The 25,203-nt window shown below is 71.5% G+C and carries 18 protein-coding genes; 9 read left to right on the forward strand and 9 right to left on the reverse strand.

Annotated elements, in window-relative coordinates; translation table 11 throughout:
• Nucleotides 1-58: 58 nt before the first annotated feature.
• On the reverse strand, nucleotides 59-1,366 hold the full coding sequence (locus tag WMF14_RS38065; protein WP_437794431.1) for a hypothetical protein: 1,308 nt from the start codon (nucleotides 1,364-1,366) through the stop codon (nucleotides 59-61).
• Nucleotides 1,367-1,603: 237 nt separating this feature from the next.
• Nucleotides 1,604-2,122, reverse strand: a complete 519-nt coding sequence (locus WMF14_RS38070; RefSeq protein ID WP_437794433.1) for a hypothetical protein — start codon at nucleotides 2,120-2,122, stop codon at nucleotides 1,604-1,606.
• A gap of 455 nt (nucleotides 2,123-2,577) precedes the next feature.
• On the opposite strand from WMF14_RS38070, the gene WMF14_RS38075 reads away from it, so the two are divergent.
• The 3 genes from WMF14_RS38075 to WMF14_RS38085 all read left to right on the forward strand — a co-directional run bounded on the left by WMF14_RS38075 (nucleotide 2,578) and on the right by WMF14_RS38085 (nucleotide 9,132).
• Nucleotides 2,578-6,894, forward strand: a complete 4,317-nt coding sequence (locus WMF14_RS38075; protein ID WP_437794435.1) for a VIT domain-containing protein — start codon at nucleotides 2,578-2,580, stop codon at nucleotides 6,892-6,894.
• Complete coding sequence (locus WMF14_RS38080; RefSeq protein ID WP_437794437.1) at nucleotides 6,891-8,144, forward strand: hypothetical protein; 1,254 nt, start codon at nucleotides 6,891-6,893, stop codon at nucleotides 8,142-8,144. The genes WMF14_RS38075 and WMF14_RS38080 overlap by 4 nt, the downstream gene beginning before the upstream one ends.
• Before the next feature lie 133 nt (nucleotides 8,145-8,277).
• On the forward strand, nucleotides 8,278-9,132 hold the full coding sequence (locus WMF14_RS38085; protein WP_437794439.1) for a Uma2 family endonuclease: 855 nt from the start codon (nucleotides 8,278-8,280) through the stop codon (nucleotides 9,130-9,132).
• Between the two features lie 66 nt (nucleotides 9,133-9,198).
• On the opposite strand, the gene WMF14_RS38090 is transcribed toward WMF14_RS38085, so the two are convergent.
• Together WMF14_RS38090 and WMF14_RS38095 are read right to left on the reverse strand one after the other, a co-directional pair.
• A complete protein-coding gene (locus WMF14_RS38090; RefSeq protein WP_437794441.1) occupies nucleotides 9,199-10,095 on the reverse strand; it encodes a dienelactone hydrolase family protein in 897 nt (298 codons plus the stop codon).
• A gap of 63 nt (nucleotides 10,096-10,158) precedes the next feature.
• Nucleotides 10,159-10,566 (reverse strand): response regulator, encoded by a 408-nt coding sequence (locus WMF14_RS38095; protein ID WP_437794444.1) that lies wholly within the window; start codon nucleotides 10,564-10,566, stop codon nucleotides 10,159-10,161.
• A 1,165-nt stretch (nucleotides 10,567-11,731) separates the two neighbouring features.
• Between WMF14_RS38095 and WMF14_RS38100 the strand changes: the two genes are divergently transcribed.
• From WMF14_RS38100 to WMF14_RS38110, 3 genes are all read left to right on the forward strand, one after another.
• Nucleotides 11,732-12,652 carry a protocatechuate 3,4-dioxygenase gene (locus WMF14_RS38100; RefSeq protein WP_437794447.1) on the forward strand — a complete coding sequence of 307 codons (921 nt, stop codon included), beginning with the start codon at nucleotides 11,732-11,734 and terminating at the stop codon, nucleotides 12,650-12,652.
• 210 nt (nucleotides 12,653-12,862) lie between these two features.
• Nucleotides 12,863-14,146 carry a diaminopimelate decarboxylase gene (locus WMF14_RS38105; RefSeq protein WP_437794450.1) on the forward strand — a complete coding sequence of 428 codons (1,284 nt, stop codon included), beginning with the start codon at nucleotides 12,863-12,865 and terminating at the stop codon, nucleotides 14,144-14,146.
• Between the two features lie 91 nt (nucleotides 14,147-14,237).
• Nucleotides 14,238-16,274 (forward strand): bifunctional metallophosphatase/5'-nucleotidase, encoded by a 2,037-nt coding sequence (locus WMF14_RS38110; protein WP_437794452.1) that lies wholly within the window; start codon nucleotides 14,238-14,240, stop codon nucleotides 16,272-16,274.
• Between the two features lie 249 nt (nucleotides 16,275-16,523).
• Here the strand turns inward: WMF14_RS38110 and WMF14_RS38115 are convergent, their stop codons facing one another.
• The 4 genes from WMF14_RS38115 to WMF14_RS38130 form a co-directional block, all read right to left on the reverse strand.
• On the reverse strand, nucleotides 16,524-17,051 hold the full coding sequence (locus WMF14_RS38115) for a DinB family protein (protein WP_437794454.1): 528 nt from the start codon (nucleotides 17,049-17,051) through the stop codon (nucleotides 16,524-16,526).
• A gap of 408 nt (nucleotides 17,052-17,459) precedes the next feature.
• A complete protein-coding gene (locus WMF14_RS38120) occupies nucleotides 17,460-18,575 on the reverse strand; it encodes a hypothetical protein (protein ID WP_437794457.1) in 1,116 nt (371 codons plus the stop codon).
• A 616-nt stretch (nucleotides 18,576-19,191) separates the two neighbouring features.
• Nucleotides 19,192-21,204, reverse strand: coding sequence for a PPC domain-containing protein (locus tag WMF14_RS38125; RefSeq protein ID WP_437794458.1), 2,013 nt, complete (start codon nucleotides 21,202-21,204; stop codon nucleotides 19,192-19,194).
• Nucleotides 21,205-21,582: 378 nt separating this feature from the next.
• Complete coding sequence (locus WMF14_RS38130; protein ID WP_437794460.1) at nucleotides 21,583-22,500, reverse strand: prephenate dehydratase; 918 nt, start codon at nucleotides 22,498-22,500, stop codon at nucleotides 21,583-21,585.
• Between the two features lie 5 nt (nucleotides 22,501-22,505).
• Between WMF14_RS38130 and WMF14_RS38135 the strand changes: the two genes are divergently transcribed.
• The gene (locus WMF14_RS38135; RefSeq protein WP_437794462.1) at nucleotides 22,506-22,820 is read left to right on the forward strand and encodes a hypothetical protein; all 315 of its coding nucleotides are present in this window, start codon (nucleotides 22,506-22,508) and stop codon (nucleotides 22,818-22,820) included.
• Nucleotides 22,821-23,117: 297 nt separating this feature from the next.
• A complete protein-coding gene (locus WMF14_RS38140) occupies nucleotides 23,118-23,669 on the forward strand; it encodes a sigma-70 family RNA polymerase sigma factor (RefSeq protein WP_272104125.1) in 552 nt (183 codons plus the stop codon).
• 15 nt (nucleotides 23,670-23,684) lie between these two features.
• On the opposite strand, the gene WMF14_RS38145 is transcribed toward WMF14_RS38140, so the two are convergent.
• The gene (locus WMF14_RS38145; RefSeq protein ID WP_437794465.1) at nucleotides 23,685-24,131 is read right to left on the reverse strand and encodes a helix-turn-helix domain-containing protein; all 447 of its coding nucleotides are present in this window, start codon (nucleotides 24,129-24,131) and stop codon (nucleotides 23,685-23,687) included.
• A gap of 382 nt (nucleotides 24,132-24,513) precedes the next feature.
• Here WMF14_RS38145 and WMF14_RS38150 point away from each other — a divergent pair, with 382 nt between their 5' ends.
• Nucleotides 24,514-25,164, forward strand: coding sequence for a hypothetical protein (locus WMF14_RS38150; RefSeq protein ID WP_437794467.1), 651 nt, complete (start codon nucleotides 24,514-24,516; stop codon nucleotides 25,162-25,164).
• The last annotated feature ends 39 nt before the right edge of the window (nucleotides 25,165-25,203 follow it).

Raw genomic sequence — 25,203 nt, forward strand, 5'->3', positions numbered from 1 at the left:
TCTTTTGGCGTCTTTTAGCGTCTTTTGGCGTTCAATTCTTCCTCTCCTATAGCACCGTTCATCCCACCGCCTTCCGGGCCTCGCCGGCGCCGATCTCCTCCAGCAAATCATCCTCGTCCTCCCCGGCGGACACCTTCTCCAGCGCCAGCCTCAGCTTCGGCTCGGCGCTCGCCTCGGCGGCGACGCGGATCCGTCTCTCCACCGCTTCGCCCCCGTGCGGGCGCGCCGCGAGCGCCGCAGCGACGCGCTGCTCCGGCGGCGCAGAACCGTCCTCGACGATGCGCAGCACCTCTTCGAGGTCGTTCCCCGCCGTCCGGTATCCGGTCCTGGCCACCAGCGACTCCAGCGATTTCTTCCACTCGGCCAGCGGCCGGCCATTGCGCGCGATGACCTCCAGCAGCCGCGCCCTATCCTGCGTCGCGGCGACGGACTGAGCGGCCTGAATACGCTCGATCAGCGCCGTGGCCTCGGCGCGGCTGGCCGCCGGGACGGTGATCGACTTGCCGTCCCGCAGGCCGACTTTCACGAAATGATAGACGCCGCCAACTCCCCCGTGGGTGAGAGTGACCTGGACGATGGTCCTGTGAGGGAAGAACCGCCGCCGGAACGCGCTCTTGACCATCACTCCGTCGGTGCCGATATGCACCCAGGTCGGCGTCACCTTGGCCCAGAGCCAGGCCGCGACGCCCAGGAGCGGCGCGAGCCCGCCCGTTGCCGTCATCGGAGCGAGGGGCGCGATTGACCATTTCGCGATGGCCGTGAACAGCAGGATCAGCAGCGCCAGCACACACGGGGCGAGGATCAGGACGAAGACGGCCAGGAGACAGCCCGCTATCTTGCGACCGCTGGAGTCCTCGCGGTACGTGCGCATCCGCACCGCGCGCGCCTGCGCCCCCGCCCCGGCCCGCGACAAGAGGTCGACCGCCTCCTCTTCCGAGGCTTGCTCGACGGCGGCGACGCGCCCATCCGAGAACGACAGCACGGCGGCGTGGCCGTTCGGCGTCCGCTCCGTCCAGCCGCCGGTGAGGCGCGCGAGCGGCAGACGGCTCTCCTTCGCTCCCTCCGCGATCAGCAGCCGCTCACCCTCGATCCTCACGCTGCCGTCGCGGAGGCGGCGCTCGCCCGGTCCGCGGTCCGCGCCGGCGAACGACAGAGCGCTGACGAAGTAGCTGCCAAGGCCGATCAGCGCTGCGAAGAGCGAGGCATTCTCCATCCCGAGCACGGCCAGCCCCCACGGAGCGGCGAACGTGCCGACGAGCGATGCGACGACCAGGGACCCGAGGAGGCGCTTGTCGCGGCGGACGTCCTGCACCTCGACCTTGCAAGATCGCTCCGGCGAAGCCGCGCCGGGAGCGTCCTCGCTCATTGCTGCGGCCGCATCGCCGGGATGTGCTCCCCGTGGTCCGCGGTGGTCATCGCTCGAGGTTAGCCCGGGAGCGGCCGCTCGGGGCGGCGATTCTGCCGGACGGGCGCCGGCGCCATCCCAGGGGAGCAGCGCCGGGGATGCATGAGCAGGAGAGCGCCGTCCTCGGTCCGGCGTGCTCATTGCCAGGGTGAAGTTGCCAACGCGTGGGCCTGCACGGCGTGTCGAGGCGAGCGCCGGTTATTCACAAGTCCAGGCGCCCGCGCGCACGATCATGCCCGCGGCGCAAGCCCATCGCTCCGCCGTGATGGCCTCGATGAAGCAGGACATTGCTCTCGCGTCGATGTCAGGATCCTGTGTCCCGACGGCGCAGCCCCTCTCATCGAACTTGACCGCGATCCCAGCGCCGCACGGAAAGTTCATAGCGATGACGCAATCCTCGCCGATCTCCAGCAGGTGCTCCGTCGCAACGTCGGCGGAGGTGTCTCCAGCTTCGCAGAACACCGGGCGCTCTGCGCAGGGCGTGAGGCCCTCGAGCGGGATGGGATCGAACTCTCCCTCCGAATCGATGATCCCACCGAAACTCCGGTCCGGGGCGCCGCCCTGGCCTCCAGTGCCGCCCGAGACGTCCGGAACACCCGTGCCGCCGGCGCTGACGCCTGCCTCCGGGTCGCTCGCTTCACAGCCGAGACAGCTCACGACGGAAATCACAAGCAATCGATGTGTCCATTGCATCGACAGAGCATAGAGAGCTTCCATGCGGAGCACAACGCGACCCGCCGCGCGGGGTCGCCCCGCCCCCCAACCCAGGTTGGGGCGACCCGGACCCGCAAAGGCGCAAAGGCGCAAAGGCGCTAAAAGACAAGAGGGAACATTAGCCTCCCTCGCTCTCTTGGAGCGCTGGCGTTGCGATCTTCCTGCGCCTTCACGAGCTTCTCTCTCCTCTCTTGGCGTCTTTGCGCCTTTGCGCCTTTGCGTTCAATTCTTCTTCTCTTGACGTCTGGGCGGCTCGCAGCTCGTGCCCACACCAGGCGGCAGCCGGAGGAGCGCCGCTCGCCGTCCCGCTCCGGCTTGGGGCTACGCTTCCTCCGCGCTTTGCCGTTACGATGACCAGCGCGATCGCTTCGGTAGATCGCCGGGGGGCATGGGACGTCTGCATGCGGCCCCGCGCTGGGCTCCCGGGGGCGAGGGCCACCGCGGCGAGGAGGTCTTGGATGTCGTCGCATGAACAGGTAGAGCCGGCCGACACGCCGGCAGAAGAGGGCGCAGCGAGGGCGGGGGCCGAGCTCGCGCGCCGCAGGCGCGGCCTGCGCTTCCGGCTCGCGCTCGGGGCGCTCGCGCTCGCCGCCAGCGTGACCGCGCTCGTCCTGAGCCACGAGACGAAGCCCGAGAAGACCCGCGCGATCGGCGCGCGGCTCGAGCTGTCGTCGGGGGAGGTCACGCTGGCGGCGAGCGCGCAGGACGACAGGAAGTCGACCGTGGTGTCCGGTATACCGGTCCCGGTCGGGGCGAAGCTCGCGACAGGAAAGGGCGCGCGGGCGCTCGTCCGCCTCGCCGACGGCTCGGCGGTGTTCCTCCGCGCAGACTCGGAGATCGCGCTCCGCGCAGAGGGGCTCTCGATCGCCCAGGGCGAGGTCTGGCTCGACGCGCCGCCCGAAGGGCGCGGCGGGCTCTCGCACGCGCTCGGGGACGTCAACGTCTCGGCGGCCGACGCCGGCCTGTCGATGAGGCGCTCGGGCGACGCCGTGAGCGTGTACGTGGCGCGCGGGCTCGCCGTCGTCGCGGCCCCCGGCGGGCGCGTCGAGGTGCACGCAGGGGAGCAGGCGACGGTCGCCGGCAGCGCCGCGCCCAAGGTGGCGCCCCTCGCCTACTGGGAGGACTGGACCGGAGGCATGGGCGACCACCGGCCGCTCGCAGGCGAAGGCAGCGGATCGGGCCGGATCTACGGCGTCGACCTGCAGGGCGCCCCAGGGGCGCAGGCGCGCACGCTCGAGATCAGCCGGCAATCCGTGCGGGCCGTCCTGCGCGACGGCATCGCCGAGACCGAGGTGGACCAGACCTTCTCGAACCCGGGCGGACGCCAGGTCGAGGGCTGGTACTGGTTCACCGTGCCCGAGCGGGCGATCGTGAGCTCGTTCGCCGTCGAGACCAACGGCGTGCTCGTCGAGGGCGAGGTCATCGAGCGGAAGGAAGCGGCGCAGCGGTACCAGACCGCCGTGCAGACCGGGCACGAGCCGGCGCTGCTCGAGTGGGTCGACGGGCACAGCTACCGCGCCCGCATCTTCCCCGTGCCCGCCAGCGGCTCCCGGCGCGTCGTGCTGCGCTACGTGGAGTTGCTCAGCGCGCCATCAGGTAAGCTTGCTTACGTTTACCCGATGCGGGCGAGCGAGCCCGTGCAGATCGGCGAGTTCTCCCTCTCCGTGGATCTCGGTCAGGCCGGCCAGGGGCTGCAGATCGCGACGCTCGCCGACGCGGTGATCGAGGACGGCGGGCGGCGGGTGAGCATGCGGCGGAGCGGCTACGAGCCGCGCGCGGACTTCCAGCTCGAGGCCTCCGTCAAGGCCAAGCCGTCGCCGCTGCGGGTGTCGCGCTTCGCCGCGGGCGAGGACCGCGCGGACTACGTGATGGCCAGGTACGTGCCCGACGTGGACTGGGCCGAGCTCAAGGAGCTGCCCGCCGACCTGGTCGTCGTGGTGGACACGTCGGCGTCGGCCGACGATTCGGCGCGGCAGCAGAAGGCGGCGGCCGCCGAGGCGATCCTGCGGGCGATGTCGCCGTCGGACCACTTCGCGCTGATCGCGCTCGACTCGGCGCCGGCCGTCCTGCACCCGAAGGACGGGCTGGCCGAGGCGTCGGACAAGGAGATCTCCGCCGCGCTCACGCGGCTGGCCGAGCACGCGACGGGGGGCGCGACCGACCTCGGCGCGCTGTTCGAGTCGGCGCTCGGGCGGGTGCACGGCAAGGAGCAGCCGGCGGTCATCTACATCGGCGACGGGCTCGCGACGAGCGGCGAGGTGACGGGCGCGCGCCTCGCGGAGCGCCTCCGGCGCTCGCTCACGGGCTCGCGCGCGCGCTTCTTCACCGTCGGCGTCGGCGAGAACTCGAACCACGCGCTGCTCCGCGAGCTCGCGCGCGCCGGGGGAGGACAGGCGTTCCGGATCGACGAGGCCGAGGGCTCGACATCCGAGGTGCTGCGCCTCGCCGGCGCGATCAAGACGCCGACCATCACCGATCTCGCGATCGACCTCGGCGCAGGGCTCGACGAGCCGATGCTCACCGCGAGCGGCAAGGTGTCGCGCGGCGAGGAGGTGGTGCTGCTCGCGCGCACGCACCACGCGCTGCCCACGAAGGCGATCGTGAAGGGGCGGCTCGCGGGGAAGGAGTACACCCGCGAGCACCCCATCGAGCTCGATCGGGGCGTCGGCGCGGCGCTGGTGCCGCGCTTCTGGGCCGCCGAGAAGATGCGGCGGCTGCTCGCGGACGGCGACGACATCGAGGCGCACCGGGGCAAGGTGGTGGAGCTCGGGCTCGACTACGGGCTGATCACGCCGTTCACGAGCACGCTGGCGCTCGAGAGCGAGCAGGCCTACATGAACCAGGGGATCCGGCGGCGGCGCTCGCCGCTCCGGGGCGAGCGGCTGACGTCGCTCACGCCCCAGCGAGAGCGCGAGCTCGCGGCGCTGCTCGCGCCGCCCTCCGCGGCCGTCGCCGCCGGGTGCGGGAGGAGCGAGCCGAGCGCGAGCTACGAGGAGAGCCCGGCGAAAGAAGGCGGCTACGGCGCGAGGGCGCAGGCGGCGGCGCCAGCGCCGGCGATGGCGCCGGCGATTGCGGAGCAGGGCAACGAGCGGGACCAGAGCGCCCGGGGGGATGTCGCCTCGCCCGGCGCCGCGCAGGCGGCCCCACCCCCTGCGCCCACCGCGACGGCGGCGCCCCCGGCAGAGGAGGCGGAGGTGAAGCAAGAGCCCGCGCGGCTGAAGCAGGAGGCCCCGGCGAACCAGGCGGACGCCCCCCGCCCGCTGGATGCGCCCATGAGCGCACCGGCGGCCGGCGAGCCGCCCGCGCGGCGCGCGGCCGGCGCGCTCGGGTTCAAAGGCGCGGTGGGCGGCGGCGGTGCGATCACGCCGTCCGACGCCATCCTGCGCCTGGAGAAGGCCCGCAAGGCAGCGCCCGCGGCGGTGCGCCCCGCTCCCCGGACCTCCCCGCCGCCGAGGCGCCCGCAGGTCGCGATGGCGCCGTGCAGCGACACCGCGCGGCGGCCGCTCGCCGAGCGCATCGTCGTCTGGTCGAAGCGCCTCGCCCGCGCCACGGCGGCGGAGGAGCTCATCGCGCGCTATGAGGGCGCGCTCACGACCTGCGAGCTGCCGGACTGGCGTTCGAGGGCCGCGCTCCTCTCGCTCCTCCAGGCGAAGGTGTCCACCGAGGGCGGCGCCGAGGCGCTGCTCGCCCGGTTCGCCGGCGAGCCCGAGGCGCAGCGGTTCATCGCGCACGCGCTCCTCCGGCGGAGCGTGGATCCCGCGATCTCCGCGGCGGTGCGGCGCACGCTCTTCGGGGGCGTCGATCCGAGGGCGAGCTGGGCGCTCCTCGACGAGCGGCTCGCGGCGCTCCCGACGGTGGACGAGCGGCTCGCGCTGGTGCGGCAGGCGCTCACCGACCGGCCCGACGATCCGGAGGGGGAGATCCGGCGGGTGCGCCTGCTCGCGGAGGCGGGCCGGAAGGACGAGGCGCTCGCCTACGGGCGGCGGCTGCGCGACCGCGGCTTCATGAGCCCGGCGCTCGCGCTCGATCTCGGCGACGTGCTCGCGTCGAGCGGCTTCGAGGCGGACGCGCTGCGCACGTACTCGGAGGTCGTCGAGTTCGATCCGGCGAGCCCCGCGTCGCGCGCGATGCTCGGCGACGTCTACCTCCGGCACGGCTGGTACGCGGCGGCGTACCGCCAGTACACGACGCTCACGGACCTCGCGCCGGCCGAGCCCCAGGGCTGGCTGAGGCTCGCCGCGGCGGCCGCGGGCAGCGGGCGCGTCGACGAGGCGCTCCGCATCCAGCGCAAGGTCGCCGCCGCGGAGGGCACGCCGGGGGCCGACGATCCGCGCGCGTGGGCGCGGCTCCTGTCGGCGGCGCGCATCGGCCGGCTGCTCGCCGGGGGCGCCGCCCCCGGCGCCGAGGCCGAGAGCCTCGCCCGCAAGCTGAAGGAGCTCCAGCTCTTCAGCGGCCCCGGGGCGCTGCGCGTCGTGCTCTGGGAGGACTACGCCGCGGAGCTCGCCCTCGCGGCGCGGGACGGCCAGGTGGACGCGGCGCTCGGCGACGGCACCTTCGCGCCGGCGGTCGGGCTCGCGGCGGTGCAGCTGCCCGCCTCGGAGCTCGCGCGCCTCGAGTGGCGCGTCCGGTTCCGCAGCGATCCGCCGGGCAGGGACGTGCGCTTCGTGGTGACGACGATCGTGTGGGACGGCGCGTCGTTCCAGGTGACGAGCGCGCCGGGGTCGATCGGCGCGAAGGACCGGGAGGTCGCGCTGGCGAGCGGCGCGCTGCCATGATCGACGTCTCGCTGCTCGGCTGGCTCCTCATCACGCTGACCTCGCCGCTGTCGCTCGTCCTGCTGCTCGTGGCGCTCGGCTCGGTGGCCTACCTCGGCGTGACGGCGCTCGAGGCCGCGCCCCGCCAGCGCGGCGCGCGCGCGGTCGGCACGGGCGCGGCGGCCTGCGCGCTCGCGGCCGGGATGATCGGGCTGCGCGTGGGCGCGGGCGCGGGCGCGGCCGTCCCGACGGCCGCCGTGGGGATCGCCGCCGCGGCCGCGATCGGGGCGACCGCGGCGTGCGCGTGGACCTTCGGCGCGCGCGGCGCGGCTGCGCTCGGGGCGGCGCGGGCCCGCCGGAGCGCCGCGGCGCTGCGGGCCGGCGACGAGCGGCGCCGGCTGCTCGCGGCGAGCCAGCGCGCGTACGCCGAGGGAGACGACCTCGCCGCCGAGACGGCCTCGGCCGACGACGCCGTCGCGCGGCTGCGCGCCGCGGTCGGCGTGCTGGCCGACGCGCGCGCCGCGCTCGAGGCGAAGCGCGCCGGCGCGCAGGACGGGCCACGATCGGAGACGCGACCGGAGGCGAGCGCGCTCGCTGAGGACCTCGCGCGCGCGTGCGACGAGGCCGCGCTGAAGCTGTCGATGGGCCAGCGGGTGCTCGCCGCCGCGGAGGCCGCGGCGCTGCGGATCGCGTGCAACGCGCCCCTCCGGCGGCTGCTGCGGCGGCGGCCGCGCGAGGCCACGCAGGCGCTCGCGACCCTGGGCGCGGGCGCGCTCGCGCCGGCGGCGACGTCGCTCGAGGCGTTCCTCGGCGAGGTGCGGGCGGCGCGCGCCGAGGTCATGGAGATCGCAGGACGGCGCGCGCCGGGCGCGCTCGGTGCCGTCGACAGTGCGGCCGGTCCAGAGGCCGCGGAGGGTCCGGCGGCGCTCGCGTTGCGCGAGCTCGCCGCGATGGAGTCGGCGTACGGCGCGCTGCTGGAGCGGCTGCGCCTGGCGGAGCTCCACGCTTCGACGCGCGCCTCTGTCGAGCAGGTCGAGAGCGCCGCGGGCGCGCTCTCCGCGACGGCGAGGGCGGCGGCGATCGATCCGGCGGCGATCGGCGCGCTCGTGACGGAGATAGCGCGCGCCGAGTCGGCCGTCGCCGCCGCCGCGCCGGAGGCCGGGGGCTCGCGCGCGCTCGCCGAGGCGCTCGCCGCGGGCTCGGCGGCGCTCGATCGGAGCGACGCGACGTCGCTGTCGGAGCTCATCGCAGCGCTGCGCGAGCTCCGCTGAAGCGAGGAGCGACGACCGCCCCTGAAAATCGAACGGAAAACGATGCCTGGCCGTAAGGGGTGCAAGGAGTGCCCTTGGCGCGCGGCGCCCTGGGAGCCTCCCCGAGCGAGGTCGGTTGAGCTAGGCTTTGCGTGTGGTTCAGGCCCTCCCTGCCGGTTATCTCTTCGACCCTGCGGACCCGCGCGCGCCGACGAGCGAGCAGTGGGCGCGGATGACCCCGGCCGAGCGCGCGCGCGTCGTCGACATGCTCCCTGCCGAGGTCCCGCTGGAGCTCATGCCCCCCGAGGGAGACGCGCACCGCAAGGCGAAGCGCGATGCGCTCGACGCCCTGGACGGCTTCTTTCGCCGCACCGCCCGCAAGATCTACCTCTCTTCCGAGCTCGCCGTCTTCTATCCCGGCGAGCCGCGGTTCGCGCCCGACCTGCTCGCCGTTGTCGACGTCGAGCCCCACGAGCGCATGCGGTGGGCGGTCGACCACGAGGGCAAGGGGCTCGATCTCGTGATCGAGGTCCACGTCGCTGGCAGCCGCACGAAGGATCACAAGCTCAACGTCGACCGCTACGCCCGGCTCGGCATCCGCGAGTACTTCCTCTTCGACCGCGCCCGCCTGCGCCTGCACGCCTACAGGCTGCCCGCGGCCCAGGAGAGCGATCCCTCACGCCCGCGCGCCTACCAGCGCATCGTGCCTCAGGCTGGCCGGTTCGCCTCCGAGGTGCTCGGCCTCGATCTGCTGCTCGACGGCCCTCGCCCCCGCTTCTTCGCGGGCAACGCCCCCCTCGAGGACGCGGACGAGATGATCGCCCGCCTTGGCGGGATGCTCGATCAGGTCATCTCCCACCAGGAGGACGCGCAGCGCGTCGCCGAGGAGCTGGCCGCGGAGCTCGACAGGGAGCGGCACCTGCGCGAGGAGGAGCAGCGCCTGCGCGAGGAGACAGAGAAACAGCTTGCGCAGGCGCGCGCGGAGATAGAGCGGCTCACGTCGCGCTGAGCGCCTGGCCGGCGAGGGGGATGGCCGCTTGAGTCCTCCTCGCCAGCCCCGCCGCCGCGCCGCTCATCAGCCCTTCAGCTTCGCCGCCAGGAACCGCCGCGCCTTCTCCCACGCGTCCGCCGCGGCCTTGGTGTTGTACCGCTCTCCCGACGGGTTCGCGAAGGCGTGGTCGGCGTCGTACCGGAGCACCTCGTGCTCGATGCCCGCGTCGTGGAGCGCCTTGTCGAAGTCGTTGACGACCTCGGGCGGGATGCCCTTGTCCTGGTTGCCGAAGATGCCGAGCACGGGCGCCTTGATCGCCTTGAGCTGCGCGGGGTCGGTGACGAGCCGGCCGTAGTAGATGACGGCCGCGTCGAGCTCGGGCTCGTTCAGCGCGAGCTTGAGCGACCACGCGCCGCCGAAGCACCACCCGATCGAGGCCGTGCGGGGCGCGAGGACGCGCGCGTCCGTCGTGAGGAAGCGGTGCGCCGCGCGCACGATCTCGATCCCCTTCGCCTCGTCGACCGCCTTCATCGCCGCCATCGCGTCGTCCGGCGTGGTCGCGACCTTGCCGCCGTAGAGGTCCACGGCGAGCGCCGCATACCCGTCCTCCGCGAGGCGATCGGTCCAGTGCTTGATGTGCTCGTTCAGGCCCCACCACTCGTGGATGACGACGACGCCCGCGATCGGCGGCTTCGCGTCCCGCGGCAGGCTCAGGTACGCCTTCGTGCCGGCCACCTCGACCGTCTGTCCTCGCGCGGGCGGGGCCTTGTCCGCCCTGAGCTGGTGGAGGGCCTTGAAGTCCTCCTCCGAGAGCAGCCCGGTCGGGCTATCCGCGGCGCCGGACGACGCCGGCGCCGGCGCCGCGGCCCCGGTCGGCGACTCGACGCGGGGCGTGGGAGACGAGGCAGAGCAGGCGGTCGCGACGAGCAGCGCCAGCGGCGCAGCCAAGCGGAGGCGGCGGAGGTGGGCCAGGAGCGTCATGGCCCGCACCCTACCAGCTCGGAGCGGTGCGCCGGAAGCCTCGCCGCGAGGCGTCGCGCCCGCCTACGTCGCGACGCGCAGGCGCAGCTGGCTCGACGCGACGCCCCGCCGGACCGCAGACGCCAGCGTATCCGGGGCGAACGGCTTCGCGACGAACGCATGCGCGCCGAGCCGGAACGCCCGCTCGCGCTCGCGCGGCGAGGACATCGACGAGACGATGACGACCGCGACGTCGCGATGGTGCCGGCTCTGCCGGATGAAACGGATGAGCTCGAGGCCATCGATGTCCGGAAGGTGGATGTCGATGATCACCGCGTCATAGGCGCCCCCGTGCATCCGCCGGAGCGCCTCGAACCCGCTCGCCGTCTCGTCGATCTCCACCGCCGGCCCGAGCTGTGGCGCCCCCTCGAGCGCGGCTCGCATGTGCGCCCGCATCGCGGCGGAGTCGTCGATGAGGAGGATGCGGGTCATGCGGGGGTCCGGTTCGAGCTCTCGAGGGGGCGCCTAGTACACCAAAACCGACAAAATCAGAAGCGTCCGTCGGCTTTCCGACAGGCGAGGGCCCCAGCGGCGCCCCTGGGCCCCTCCACGTCCGGCTACGCCTGCACCGTCATCGCCCGGAGGGTCCCACGCCGAGCGGGAGCACGGCGATCGTGCCTCGCCTCCCTCGGACAAGGCCCGCCTGGTCCTCGGGCGAGCGGGCTCATCCTCCGGCTCGAGTCGACCTGTACAGGCGGCCGCCAGGCCCCGAACCGTCGCCGCCCCCGCTGGCAGCCGCTCCAAACAACGGGATCCGCGCTGGTCAGCTGCCCCGCGGCGGCCTCCGAGGACCGGCACGGCCCCTCCTCGCGCCCGCGGCGTGATCACATCGGCCCGTTCCGGGAATTCGTCTGAGTCACACAGGAAACCTTGTGCGCACCGCGCGCGCTGCACTTCTTCGCCAGGGCTGCTTCGAGGAGAGCCCTGGCTCTTCCACTAGGTATCTGGACGAGGCGAGAGAGAGACGAGATGCAACGAGCCCGGCAGCCAAGGCACGGTCCGTGCTCAGCAGGTTGGCGTGAGATCCTCCCGGGGAGGTCGGTCCTGTCCTCACCAGCCGCCCGCGAGTCGACTCGGCCTCAGCATCGGAATGTCCACTTCTCCCTCGGTCCAGAAATCAATCGATCCTTTTGACGACGAGAGCGAGCGACGATATCCCATCTGTGGTCCGTCGCTCCGCGATCGCGCACCTCGGCGCGTCGCCCGGTTCTTACTTAGGAGGGCCAAGCCCGTATGTCCTTGAAGCACTGTCTCACCGTGAACAGCGGGTGGGGCAGCCTGTCCTCGGGCGGCTTCGGTACCCGTGCTCCCCGACCCATCCTCGGCGCGCTCATCCCGTCGCTCGTCATGGTGGCGTGCCAGTCCGAGACCGGGAACGGCGATGACGCCCCGGATGACGCGGCGCCGACGAGCGCCTCCTCGGGGACGAGCGGCGCTGGCGGCGTCGACCGCGGCCCTACCGCCGGCCGCGGCGCGAGCCTGGGCAGCGCCGGCGCTGGCCCCGACGCTGGCGCACGGGCGAGGCGCCGCTCCGTGTCCGGTCAAACCAGGGTGATTGCACGGGTCAGATCGGCGACTCATCGAAGGAGACCGTTGTATGGGTAACAGGCAAGGAGCCGTGCCGCGAGATCTGATCGACTGGGTCTTCAACCGTCGGCAGCCCCTCGTCAAGCTCGGGGCGTTCGCCATCACCAAGCCCGTACTCGTTTCCTGCAGAGAGGACGACGAGATCGGCGGCGACCTGCGCGGGAGCGGCACCGGCGGCGGAGGAGGCGCATGGAACGGCCCTGGTAGCACGGGCAGCAGCACCGCGGGCCCCTTCGCCACCAGCCCGAGCAGCGCGGGCGGCGGCGTGAGCGCAGGAGGCGCCGACGCGCTGGATCCGTCGATCTTCAAGGGCGCCGGCAGCTGCCGATTGACCGCCACCGACATCGGGGGGTCGTCCTTCATCGACGACAGCGAGATCCCGAACGACATCAGCCTGTTTCGCAACGACATCCGGGACGACCACCCCGGCTGCGAGCTCAGGCTCTATGTCCGCCTGCTCGACGCCCGGAACAACCACGAGCCCATCCCCGATGCCGAGGTCTACATCTGGCACTGTGACGCGGAGGGGCACACCAGCGGCTTCGAGCATCAGGACCCCTCCACGCCGTCCACGGGCGCGGCCGAGCGTACGCCGGAGAGCCAGGATCGCTTCTGCCGCGGCGTGCAGCTCTCCGACCGCAACGGGATCGTGGGCTTCAAGTCGATCTATCCCGGGTCGGACGCAGGGCGGCCGGTCCACGTCCACATGGTCGCTCGCATCAACGGAGCCACGACCAGCCGGATCGCGACGCAGCTCTATTTCGAAGCGGACCTCGGCGCGGAGGTCTTCAAGAAGGAGCCCGCCTACGCGGCTCGCTCGACGAACATCCCGGTGTCCAGCCTCAATCCGCCGCCAGAAAGCGTGGTCATGCCGGCGACGTACACCTCGGGGCTGGTCACCAGCATTCTCAACATCATCGTCGATGCCTGAGCGCGTGGGAATCCTCCCAGGGCGCCCGGGGGCCAGTGCGTCACCGCCCCCAGCTCGACCCGGGCCACCCGTCGGCAAGCCGGAACGGCGCCTGCCCGCTGCCGGCCGAACGACACGAAATTTCGAGGAAACAGGGCACCTCTCCCCTTCGCGGCGCCCGCGCGGCGGACAATCTCGCTCCGGGGCGCCAGACTGCGGTAGGGAGGTTCCATGAGCGACACGGATCGGCTGGATCCCGGGAGCATGGCGCGCGCGTTCCGCGAGGCGCGGCGCCGCGGGATGGATGTGGAGCCGGCGGTCCTGTTCCACGACCTGGGGCGCATGCGGGCGCGCATCGGACGGATCGACGCGGCGTTCCCGCCGGGCGCCCTCCACACCGTGGCGATCAAGGCGAACCCCCTCGTCGAGGTCCTGCGGGCGGCGGTCGACTGCGGCGCTGGGCTCGAGGCGGCCTCGCTCGAGGAAGTGAAGCTCGCGCTCGCCGCCGGCTGCCCTCCGGACCGCATCGTCTACGACTCTCCCGCGAAGTCCCGCGCCGACATCGCGGAGGCCCTCGGCCTGGGCGTGCGGCTCAACGCCGACAACCTCGATGAGCTCGCTCGCATCGACGAGCTCGTCCGTCACGAGGGGGCGGCCAGCCGCATCGGGCTGCGCATCAACCCGCAGGTCGGGGCTTCCAGCATCGCCCTGACCAGCGTCGCGGATCGGCGCTCCAAGTTCGGGGTCCCCCTCGAACAGGCCGACGCCGTGCGCGCCGCCTTCGCGCGGTACCCGTGGCTCGCCGGGCTGCACGTGCACGTCGGCTCGCAGGGGTGCGCGCTCTCGCAGCTCGTCGACGGGATCGGCCGCGTCGAGGCGCTGCGCCAGGAGCTCCGGCGCGCGATGGGGCCGCTCGCCGCCGGCACCATGGATATCGGCGGCGGTCTGCCCGTCGCCTACCGGAGCACGGACCGCCCCCCGGCGCTCGAGGACTACGCGGCCGCGCTGCGGCGCGAGGTGCCGACGCTCTTCGAGGAGGGGACCGCGCTGATCACCGAGTTCGGGCGCTGGGTCCAGGCGGGCTGCGGCTTCGCTGTCTCGCGGGTGGAGTACGTGAAGAAGGACTCGGCCGGGCGCACAGCGATCCTCCACCTCGGGGCCGACTTCCTGCTGCGCCGCGCGTATCACCCGGACGACTGGCACCATGACTTCATGGCGCTCGATCCCGAGGCCGAGCCCAAGGAGGGGCCGCTCTCGCCGTGCACCCTCGGCGGCCCGCTCTGTTTCGGCGGCGACGTGCTGGCCCGCGAGCTCGCGTTTCCGGAGCTGTCGCCCGGCGATCTCGTGCTCATCCGCGACACGGGGGCTTACACGCTGAGCATGTGGTCTCGCCACTGCAGCCGCGGCATCCCTGCTGTGCTCGGCGTCGACGCCGACGACATCCGGGTCCTGCGCGAGCGCGAGATGCCAGAGGACGTCGTCGCGTTCTGGAGCCGCGGCCGCGGCCGGCCATGAGCCCGCCGCGCGGCGTTCACACGGACGTTTCCACGGGAATCCAGCATGTGGCAGCATGGAGCGGCGAGCGCTGCGGCGTGGAGGAGCTGAGATGAGATCGAGCGGAGCTTCGTGGGTCTTCGGGCGATGCGCACGAGCGTGGCGGGTCACGCTCCTGGGAGCCGCGCTGTGCGTGCCGCCGGTCGCGAGCGCGGGCTGCGGAGACGACGATGTGACGACCCCCGCCGCGGTGTCCAGCGGCAGCGGCGGCGCGGCGGGCACCACCTCGGGCGGAGGCGGCGCTGGAGGCTCCGGTGGCTCCGGCGGCAGCGGCGCTGCCGGCTCCGGCGGCTCCGGCGGGAGCGACGCTGCGGGCTCGGGCGGCTCCGGCGGCAGCGGCGCTGCCGGCTCCGGCGGCTCCGGCGGAAGCGACGCTGCCGGCTCGGGCGGCTCCGGCGGCAGCGGCGCTGCCGGCTCCGGCGGCTCCGGTGGCTCGGATGGCACCGGCGGCGCTGGCGGCTCCGGCGGCGACACCGTGAGCGTGCAGATCATCGCCTTCAACGACTTCCACGGCAACCTGGAGCCCCCGACCGGCAGCAGCGGCAGGATCACCGTGCCTGCCACACCCACCAACACCACCGTGGACGCCGGCGGCGTCACTTACCTGGCGTCGCGCGTCGCCGCGCTCCGCGCCACGAACCCGAACACCGTGGTGGTCTCGGCCGGCGACCTCATCGGCGCGAGCCCGCTCGTGTCGGCGCTGTTCCACGATGAGCCCACGATCGAGGCCATGAACCTCCTCGGCCTCGACATCAACGGTGTCGGTAACCACGAGTTCGACAAGGGCACAGCGGAGCTCCTCCGGATGCAGTACGGCGGGTGCAGCCCGGCCGACGGCTGCACGGACGGCACCTTCTTCCCGGGCGCGAACTTCAAGTTCCTCGCCGCCAACGTCGTCGTCGACACGACGACCGGCAGGACGCTCTTCCCGCGCTACGACATCCGCGAGTTCGACGGCGTGAAGATCGCCTTCATCGGCATGACGCTCGAGGACACGCCGTCCATCGTGACGCCGATCGGCGTCGCGGGGCTGTCGTTCATGGATGAGGTCGACACGGTGAACGACATCGTCCCGGAGCTCCAGGCCCAGGGAATCGAGGCGATCGTCGTGGTGCTCCACGAGGGAGGGCTCCCCACCGGCCTCTTCAACGAGTGCCCGGGCATCTCTGGCCCCATCGTCGACATCGCCACGAACATCGACCCCGCCGTGGACGTGATCGTCTCAGGGCACACCCATCAGGCGTACAACTGCATCCTCGGCGACAAAATCGTGACGAGCGCGGCGTCGTTCGGCCGCCTGGTGACTGACATCGATCTGGAGATCAGCAAGAGCACGGGCGACGTGACGGCAAAGACGGCGAACAACGTCATCGTGACGCGCGAAGCGCCCGACGCGGGCGTGAGCACCCTGGTGACGCGCTACAAGGACCTCGCGGCACCGCTCGCCAACACGCAGATCGGCACCATCACCGCGACGCTCGACCGCGCGGTCCCGGCCATGGGCGCCGGGCTGTTCACGATGGGCGCGGTGATCGCCGACGCCCAGCTCGCCGCCACGCGCGACGCGAGGACCGGCGGAGCCGAGATCGCGTTCATGAACCCGGGAGGCATCCGCGCGGACATCACGTACGCGGCCTCTGCCACCGAGCCCACTGACGGGGTGGTCACGTTCGGCGAGGTGTTCACGGTGCAGCCCTTCGGCAACAGCCTGGTCGTGATGACCCTCACGGGGGCGCAGATCGACACGCTGCTGGAGCAGCAGTTCCGGCTGGACGCGGGGGGCGTAAGGCAGAGCCTGATCCTTCAGATCTCGGACGGCTTCACGTACACGTACAGCCAGAGCGCGCCCATCGGCGCGAAGGTCGACATCGCCTCGATCCGGATCAACGGCGTCCCGATCGAGGCGGCGCGGACCTACCGGGTGACGGTGAACAGCTTCCTGGCGACGGGCGGCGACGGCTTCACCGTGCTCAACGACGGGACCGATCGGCTCGGCGGCGCGCTGGATCTGGACGCGCTGCGGGACTATTTCGCGGCGAACTCGCCCGTCTCCCCGCCCGTGCTCGATCGGATCACGGTCGTGCCCTGATCGGCCCCCTGGATCGGTCGTTCACGTCTCGGGTGCCTCGTCACCCGTGGACGAGCTGGCTCTTCCAGCAGATGGCGGATCGCGTAGAAGAATGTTCTGTTCTCACCCCAGCGTCAGCTTGCCGTCGATCTTCAAGCCCAGGAGCGGCTCGCAGGCCGAGTCGTTCGCCTCGACGCAGCCCGTCTTCCCCTGGAACGCCGTGCCTACCTGCGGCGCCCACCAGCCCTCCAGGCACGCAGGCTCGCCCCCCTAGCTGCGCGGCCTTCGTGCGTAGAGGAAGCGTGCATAGCCGATCTCGGCGGCGTTCTTCGTGAGCTCGACGTTGGCCCACGCGACGACATCACCGAACGGACGGTCCTGAAAAGGCCATCGCGTCCGTCGTGTCGAGCGCAGGTCGTCGTCGGTCGCCTGCTCGATCACCGCTCGCCACTGGCCTTGAAGCCTTCCGAGCCACGCGCGCACGTCGTCGGCGTTGCCAGGCCACGTCACGTCCTCGCGAGCGAGAGCGCCGTCGCCGAAGGCGTGGTCGAGCACCATGGACCACCAGAAGCCGAGATGCCACGTCAGCCACGCGACGCTCGGCGGGCCGAGATCGTATCCCTCGTGCTCCGGCCAGTCGGCGCGCCACCGGCCATCGGGGGTTTGACGAACGTGCAATCCCTGGTCAGCAGGGCGCCACAAGCACTCTTCGGTGGAAAGCCCGTCGAGGTGAAAACTGGTGAGCTGCCAGGCTATCTCGAACTGCCGTAGCAAGTAGCCGCCGACCTCGCTGGCCATGGACGAGGGAGCGGCGTCAGGGCTGTCGCGTCGCATGGCCCCGAGCCTAGCATGCCCGCTGCCCCTCTTCCTGCCCGCGCGCGGAGACCAACGGGATCCGCACCGCGCCCGCCGGATCCCCGTTGATCGGCCCTCCTCGGAGGACGACTCCGAGCTCCCGGCGACAGGCGATCATCATGACAGCTCCGGTCGGTCACGCCGAGCGAGTCCGGGGAGTGCTGTCTTGCGTAGGACGCGTGATGCTACTTCAAGGAGGCGCGCGCGGGATCCCCGTGGCATCAAGACATTCTCATGAGCGGGGTCTCATCGAGCGGACAGCGTCGACCGGCGAGGGGCGCCCGCCGGCGCGGCTCGAACGCGCCCGGCGGTCGGTCGACGCAGCTGTGGGAAGGAAGCGAGCCCGCTCCCTCAGGCCGGATTCACCGCGATCTGCATCTGGGCGATCACGATGTCCCCTTCCAGCACGGCCTTGGCACGAAGCCCGCTGTTGCCGGCTTCGTCGGCCTTGATGGCGCCCTGGTAGTAATTCGCCAGGCTGCCGGTGGTGCGCGCCTTGTACGGATCGTACTTGGTATGAACGGAGTCGGTGAAGGCGGGGTCGAAGTAGAACTGCGTCGTGAAAATGTGATCTCCACCCTGGTACGTGGTGCGCCCCTTCGACATCGACCCCTTCTTGAAGCAGACGAAGTGGATGTGAACGTCGCGGCCGTTGTACCAGCCGGGGAAGATGCTCCGGAACGAGACGACGCCGTTCGCGTCCGTGGTCTGCACGCCGCGACAGAAACGGTCCGTGTTGTTGAGATCGTTCTGCCCCGGCCTGCCCGTGTACGGCGCGTCGGGCTTCTGCTCGTTGGCGCCACCCCTCGTCCCGAAGCCGCTGTAGAACCCCTGCCCGTCCGTGTGCCAGATGTAGACCTCCACGCCGGCCAAGCCCACGCCATTGCCGTCGCAATCGGGCTTGCTCATGTCGAGCACGCGCAGGTGGAGATGCATCTCCACGCCGGGCGGCGCGCTCTCATTGTAGCGACCACGAATGTCCTGTCGGACCAGGGAGATGTCGTCGTTCTTCTCGAGCTCGTGAATGAAGAAGGGGCCCTGGCCGGCTCCGTCCGTCTTGTTGAGCGCCCTGCACGTCGGCACATTGTCGAACGGCGGCGCCGTGAGGCCGTCACCGCTGCCGCTACCCCCACCACCTCCCGTGCCCGGCTCGGAGCCTCCCTCGCCTGAGCCGCCCGAGCCCGCCGTGGCGCTGGTGCTGCCCGGTTCCGCGCCGCCCGAGCCCGCCGTGGTGGTGCCAGGGTCGGACCCCCCGCCTCCCGTGCCCGAGCCCGAAGCCGAGCCCGTGGACCCGCTGCTCCCGGAGCTCGTGGAGCTTCCGCCGCCGGTGCCTCCGGGCTCCTCCGACTCGCCGCCATCTCCGCACGACACGGTGACGGCAATCACCCCCAGCCCCAGGAGCGCCTGGCGCCGGTCAACGACCTTGAACGACGGGCCCTGGGTCTCGGTATCTCGTTCCTTGCTCATAAGAAACTCTCCTCAGGTGGTCCGATGACCTGTCCGTCCGGCGGACAAGGCGCCGAAAAGGCGACAGCATCTTCCCAAGAACGGCGACAGTAAAGCATGGCGGCGCGGAGCGTGGAAGGCGGGACTCGAGCTAATCCCACATTCCCGCCCTCATGTAGTTATCCTCCGCTGTTTCACGCGCTTCGGCGCGTCATGGATCGAGGGTGACGGAGGCCTGCGCGCCACCCTGGATCCACGTGCGAAGAACCTCGATCGCCGCTGGGAATCCCGTGGTCCGGGCCGGCATCGGTCGCTTGTTGCATGTCCCCTGGCAGGAGGCCCCGCGGCCAGCGGCTGTGGAGTAGGACGAGGCCCCTTCGATGCACGAGTGCGTTGTGGATACGGCGCACTTTTGCAGAATGGATGCGAGTCGACAAGGGACCTTCTGTCGCCCGAGACGCCAGGGAGGCGGGCTCTACCACAAGCGATGCCAGCACCCGACGTGGTCGACGTGCTTGCAGCCCAGACAGAGCTGCGAGAACGCGGTTTCAATGGGAGTCTTCACGATCCGGGCGTACTGGATGTCGAGCGTCGCGCGACTCCGCCGTTGGCGGGCAGCGCGGCCGAACGGGGGGCGCTAGTCGTTCACCGCACGACCATGATCGGGCAGCGGTGGCCACACCATCCGCTGCCCGGCCGCGAGCGCGGGCGAACGATGGATGGCGGGCGGCGCCGCGAACGACGCCTCCGGCGTGCCGCCGGCCGCGGCGTCCCTCGGCCACCAGTCCATGCTGAGGTGGATGTGGTGATGGTGATATGGCCACCCCTCGCCGTACGCCATCCGGTCCGAGAAGCTCGCGAGCTCGTCGTCGGTGATCTTCCGCCGATCCCGGGCCGGAAGAGCGTTCAGCCTGGCCGCCGTCCTCGAGAGGAACGGCGCGATCACCTTGTCCACGCCGACGACGCGCGTGCGGGGCGAGCGGAACAGCCGGGCCATGAAGAACGCCTCCCGCTCGAGGTCGACGATGTGCTTCCGCTTCGCCGCCGAAGAGCAGTACCCGTCCTCGTGCTTCGACCCGTCTCCGCAGATGATCTGCCCATCGTTCGATCCGTCGGTCTGGAAATAGGCGATGTCGATGTTGCCACCCTGGTCGTGCGTCGACTGGGGGTGACGCGGGCTGTCGACGTCGTAGCCGGGCGTGACGCCGTTCATCTGGCAGACGTCGATCAGCGAGAGCGGCGTCGTGCCCGGGAACGCCCGCATCGTCTCGGCGAGGGCGTCCCGGACGAGCATGATGAGCTCGCGCCTGGCAAAGCGGTAATTGCCGAACGTCTCCCAGACGTAACCGCCGCCGACCACCGAGTCGTCGGGGTCGGGGAACGGGAACGGCAAGAGCCCGCCGCCGCCCTCGCCGAAGCCGGCGCACTCGTCGAACGAGAAGCCGGCGTCCACGCAGCTTGGGCCATCGACATACGGAGTCGATGTCACGTCCAGGCCATAGGCGTTCTGCGCGCCGTCATGGCCGACGACCCGGACGAAGTACTCGGCACCACCCCGCTCGGAGTAGAATCCATAGAACTCGGTGTCCGTCTCTTGATCGCGGTACGAGTACGGGTACTGCGCGCCGTCGCGCGAGCCGAGCAGGCGGCCCACGCCGTCATAGACCACCAGATCGATGTCCCCGGCGGCCTGACGGAACCGGATGCCCACGCGGACGATGGTCCGCTCCGGCACGACGATCTTGAACCAGTCCTCGTCCCCCTCGCAGAGGGTGAGCTCGTTCGTGACGCCCGTGGGCGCGGTCGCCGCTGCTCCCAGATCGTCGTTGGGCTCGAGGGCGTCGCCCTCGGCGCCGCAGCCGGAGGGGCCCTTGCGGCACTCGCCGCCATCGCAGGAGCTGCCCTCCGGACACCAGCCGGACGGGACGTCGGGTGAGCACGCGACATCGTCCGATACGCAGAGCTCCCCGAGGCAGGTCGTGCCCTCCGGGCAGGTCGACGCGGCGTCGCAGCCAGCGTAGCAGGCCGACCTGTCCTCGCCGTCGACGGTGTGACACACGTAGCCAGGCCGGCAGTCGAGATCGCTGCCGCAGGTGTTCATGCACACGGGCGAGCCGCCCTCCGCCGCGGGGAAGCAGCCCGCGCCCGGCCCGCACTGGTCGTCGCTCTCGCAGTCGAAGGCGAGGCAGTACCCCTCCACCCAGCCGTTCGGCGCCGAGGGATCCTCGTCGCGATAACAGGTCCCGCCGCGCAGCGAGCACGCCTCCTCGTCGTCGCAGGCCGCGCCGACCTCCCCGGCGCCGACCGTATCCTCCGCGCACGCCGCGCCGCAGGCCGCGTTGCACCCGTCGCCGCGCCGAGGAGAGCACAGGCCATGACGGTTCTGCACGCCATCGCAGGTCGCTGGATCATAGAGGGGATAACACACCCCCGAGTCGGAGAGGATGTCCGTGTTGAAGCAGCGAGAGCCGGGCGCGCAGCCCTGCTCGCTGTTCGGCGCCGTACACAGCCCCGCCGCGCGCTGCATGCAGATGCCGAGCATGCAGACGGCCGCCTCGCCGTCGCAGTCCGCATCGCAGCTGCAGCTCGCGCCGACGGGCCGGTGCTTCTGGCCCGCTCCGCCGCTCTGCAGCTTACTGTCGCCCGTCAACTCCGATTCCCATGGGTCCACATCACACGCTTCCAGAGAACCCATGAGCGCCGGCACCACAACGAAGAGCCATCGCCAATGCAGATCCATGTCACCCTGCCTATTGAGAAGTGCGAGACCGCACCTGGCGAGCGTTCTAGTCACAGGCGAGGGGTAACTGGTTATTGAAAAGAGCGCATGAGTCACGCGGGATACCCCGCGCGAAGATATTCCCAGCTTCGCAGCGGTGTTGTCGTCCCCGCGCGTGGGGGCGCCTACGCGATGAGCGGCAGGCGCACGCCCGCCGCGGCGGACTCGCGGTCATCGGACGTACCGGCCGCGCCGCGCGGCCAGGGCTTGCGCGGCTAGGCGATCGTCAGCGGGTCGACCCGGGGCGCTCTACTCGTACTTCTGGCTGACGCGGAACGAGCCGAGCGAGCGTACGCCCGTCGCGTGCTGCTCGAGCAGCGCGAGGGCCTCCTTGAACGCAGGCTCCTCCGTGCTGCCCTCGCACTCGACGAGGAAGAGGTACTCTTCAGGGCTGTCGGGCAGCGCGCGAGAGACGATGCGCGTGAGGTTGATGTGGTGTCTCCCGAGCGCGGAGAGCGCCGCGACCAGGGCGCCCGGGCGGTGGTCCAGCCCGAACAGGAGCAGCGTCCGCCCCCCCGACGCCGGCGGCTCCGCGGTCTTCCCGACGATGAAGAAGCGCGTGATGTTCTCGCCCTTCGCGCCGAGCTTCGGCACGAGGATCTCCAGCTTGTAGATGGCCGCCGCGCCCTTGTTGCCGATCGCGCAGGCCTCGCCGTCCTGCGCCGCGCGTTCGACGGCCTCGGCGGTGCTCTCGGCCTCGAGGATCTGCGCGTCTGGGTAGGTCTCGCGCAGCCAGTCGCCGCAGTGCTTGAGCGGGACGAAGTGCGAATAGATGCGCTTCGGCGCCACGCCCGCCCTGCCGAGGAGCGACAGCGTGACGTGCAGCGAGAGCTCCTCGCACACGGCGAGCGCGGCGCCGGTGCCCTCGCGGCGGATCAGCTGATCGACGGTGTCGTAGATCGGGCCGCCCAGCGCGTTCTCGATCGGCACGACGCCGTAGGTCGTCGCGCCGCCGGCCACGGCGTCGAACACCTCCGAGATCGTGCGCCGGGGCGTGAGGTCCGCGCTCGCGCCGAAGCGCCGGGACGCGACCTCGTGGCTGAACGTCCCGGGCCGCCCGAAGTAGGCGACCCGCTGGCGCGGCGCCGGGACCTCCGCCGCGTCGCTCGCCGCGGGCGCCGCGCCGTCGCCGCGCGCCGTCCCTGGCTTCCCCGCGTCAGCCGACATGAGCGATGAGCGCCCCGCCCGAGCCCGCGCGGACGGTCGCGACACGCCCCGAGCAGGGCGCGCCGCTCCGCCCTGGGGCCGGCATCCTTCGATGGAAGCTGTACATCGAGCGCCGCCTGTCTACCGGCGCGATGCGGCGGAGTCCAGCGAGGAAAGCGGCGGCGCCTCGCCTGCCTGCCTGCCTGCGCGTGGAGGCGCCCGCCGCCGCGGTGCACCAGGCCGCCGCCGAGCCCGCCCGCGCGGCGATCGCGCCGCAGCTGCCAGGCGGAGCACCATCGTGCTCGACGATGCCCGAAGGTACCCTGGAGCAGTTCGGATGAGGAACGATCGTTACATCGCGAGAACCATCGTCGAACGACGCTTTCCCGAGCGATTCGGCCTGCATGCGCGCGAATGCGCACGCGGAGGGTGGCGCAAGCGTTAACCACATGCGCATACACCTGACCACTTTTTCGATCAAATTTCGCCTGTGATCGCCCCGACCAGTTTTTGCAAGTTCCGTTTCTTGTGATAACGATCGTTACGCGATGTCGGGAACGGGGCGTCGAGGCCACGGTTCAGGGCCGCCGAACGACAGAGAAGGCGCCTATTGGCGGATCTTCAACAAGAAAACGATCGTGCTCGTGCGGCGATGGCTCCGCCTCCTGGGGGTTCCGCGCCGGGATCGCTGGGACATCGCGCAGAACGTGATGCTCGCGGCGCACGAGAGCTTCGGGAACTACGATCCGGAGCTCGGGCCGTCCGATCGCTGGCTGAACAAGATCGCGGTCCACGCCGCGTCCCACTACGGGCTGCGCGAGCGGCGCCGGAGGGAGGAGCCGTTGCCGGACGACTTCGACGCAGAGCTCGACGAGCCCTCGGCCGAGGAGCAGATCATCTCGGAGTGCGATCGCCTGTTCGTGCTCGCGGTCCTGCGCGAGCTCGACGCCGAGTTCGGCGCGATCCTCATGGCCCACGACATCGAGGGCGTCCCGATGGCGGACTTCGCGAGCCGGGCCGGAATCCCCCTCTCGACGGCGTACAAGCGGCGGAGCCGAGCGCTCGCCGCATTTCAGCAGCTGGCCACGCGGCGCCTCGCGTCGATGCCCGGCGCAGAGACGCGGGGCGGTGGCCGGCAGGAGTCCGGCGCCGGGCCACCTCGCGTCACGGGCTGGTCCGCGAGGACGTGAGGGCTCAGCAGGGGCTCATCGCCCGCGCCGGCTCGATGACGAGGGGGTGGAGCCGCGCGACCCGCGCTCCTCCGACCGAGGCCGCGAGCGGAGCCGCGCGCGCTCCGGATCCTCGTTGATGAGCGCGAGGATGGCCTGCTTCTTCGGCGAGTCGTCGGGCTCGATCAACAGGAAGAGGAGCGCCTCCTGGAGGGCCTCGGGCGCGCGATCGAAGCGATCGGCGACGACCGCGGAGACCGGGCTCCTCCCGTCGCCGGGCAGGAGGAGCCGAGCGTCGCAGTCGAGCCCCTGTGCGATGAGCGCCAGCGCGCCGAGCCCGAGATCGCGTTCGCCGCGCTCGACCTGCCGCAGGTAGGTCGCCGAGAGGCGCGCTTTCTCGGCGAACTCGGCGTAAGTGAGCCCGTGCAGCTGCCGGAGCACGCGAATGGCCCGACCGACCTCCTTGGGAAGCTCATCGCTCATGGCCGGCGCAGCCTATCAACTCCCGCCGCGGCCGGAAAAGGACGATCGCACGTTTCTCCCTGCATTCACGCGGGACGCGCGTCGTTGACCGTTACTTACTATAACTGATTCAGCTCCTCCAAGAGCGCCCGGGAGTGCGAGTTCTCGCGCTTCTCGATCGCTATGTCGGTGAGGAGGGGCGCTTGGCCGCTGCTCGGATCGAGGCGCGGTCAGCGATGCGATGGTTGCGTCGGTTGCGTCGGTTGCGTCGGTTGCGTCGGTCGCGTCGGTCGCGTCGGTTGCAGCCGCTGGGCGCTTCTGTCATTCCTGGCGCGTTCGCTGGCAGGATGTGCGCTGTATCGAGCGCGTGTCTCGGCCCCTTCGGGGGACGGCAAGGGGTTCGATGATCCGTCTGGAGCTTTCAGGAGAGCACACCCGGCTGCACTCGACGCTGTGCGCCCAGTGCCCGCAAGGCCCCGCGGGGTGCTGCGTCAGCCCGCCCGAGCTCGACTGGACGGACATCGGGCGCATCGTCTCCCTCGAGGGCCGTGCCTGGCTGCTCGAGCAGATCGCCGCCGGCAACCTGCTCCCCGTGAGCCGCGGACTCGATCTCCGGCGCGTGCGGAAGCGGGAGGAGCGCACGGCCCCGCGGCAGTCGAAGTGCGTCTATCACGGCGCGCGCAGCTGCACCGTCCCCGCCGAGCGGCGGGCCGCGACATGCAATTACTTCCTCTGCGAGGACGCCTTCGCCGAGCGCACGGACGGCCAGACGGATCCTGCGTCCGCCGAGAGCCGCCGGGCGCACGCGCTCCTCCGGGACGTCTACGGCCGCTGGGACCGTGAGCTCGCCGAGGCGGTCGCATCCCGCCCGGAAGGGCCGACGTGGGACGCGGCGTTCCTCGACTGGCTGGGCGCGGAGTTCGAGCGGCTCTCGCGCGCGTCGCGCGACGAGCTCGGCGAGCTCACCGCGCCTGGCCTCACCGCGCCCGGCGTCACCGCGCCCGGCCTCACCGCGCCTGGCGTCACCCCGCCCGACGTCACCCCGCCTGGATAGAGAGCGCCTCAGGCGCAGCGAGCGCGCCCGTTTCCCCGC

Origin of the sequence: Sorangium sp. So ce693 (assembly GCF_051521375.1) — a bacterium.
GTDB classification, from domain to species: Bacteria; Myxococcota_A; Polyangia; order Polyangiales; family Polyangiaceae; genus Sorangium; species Sorangium atrum.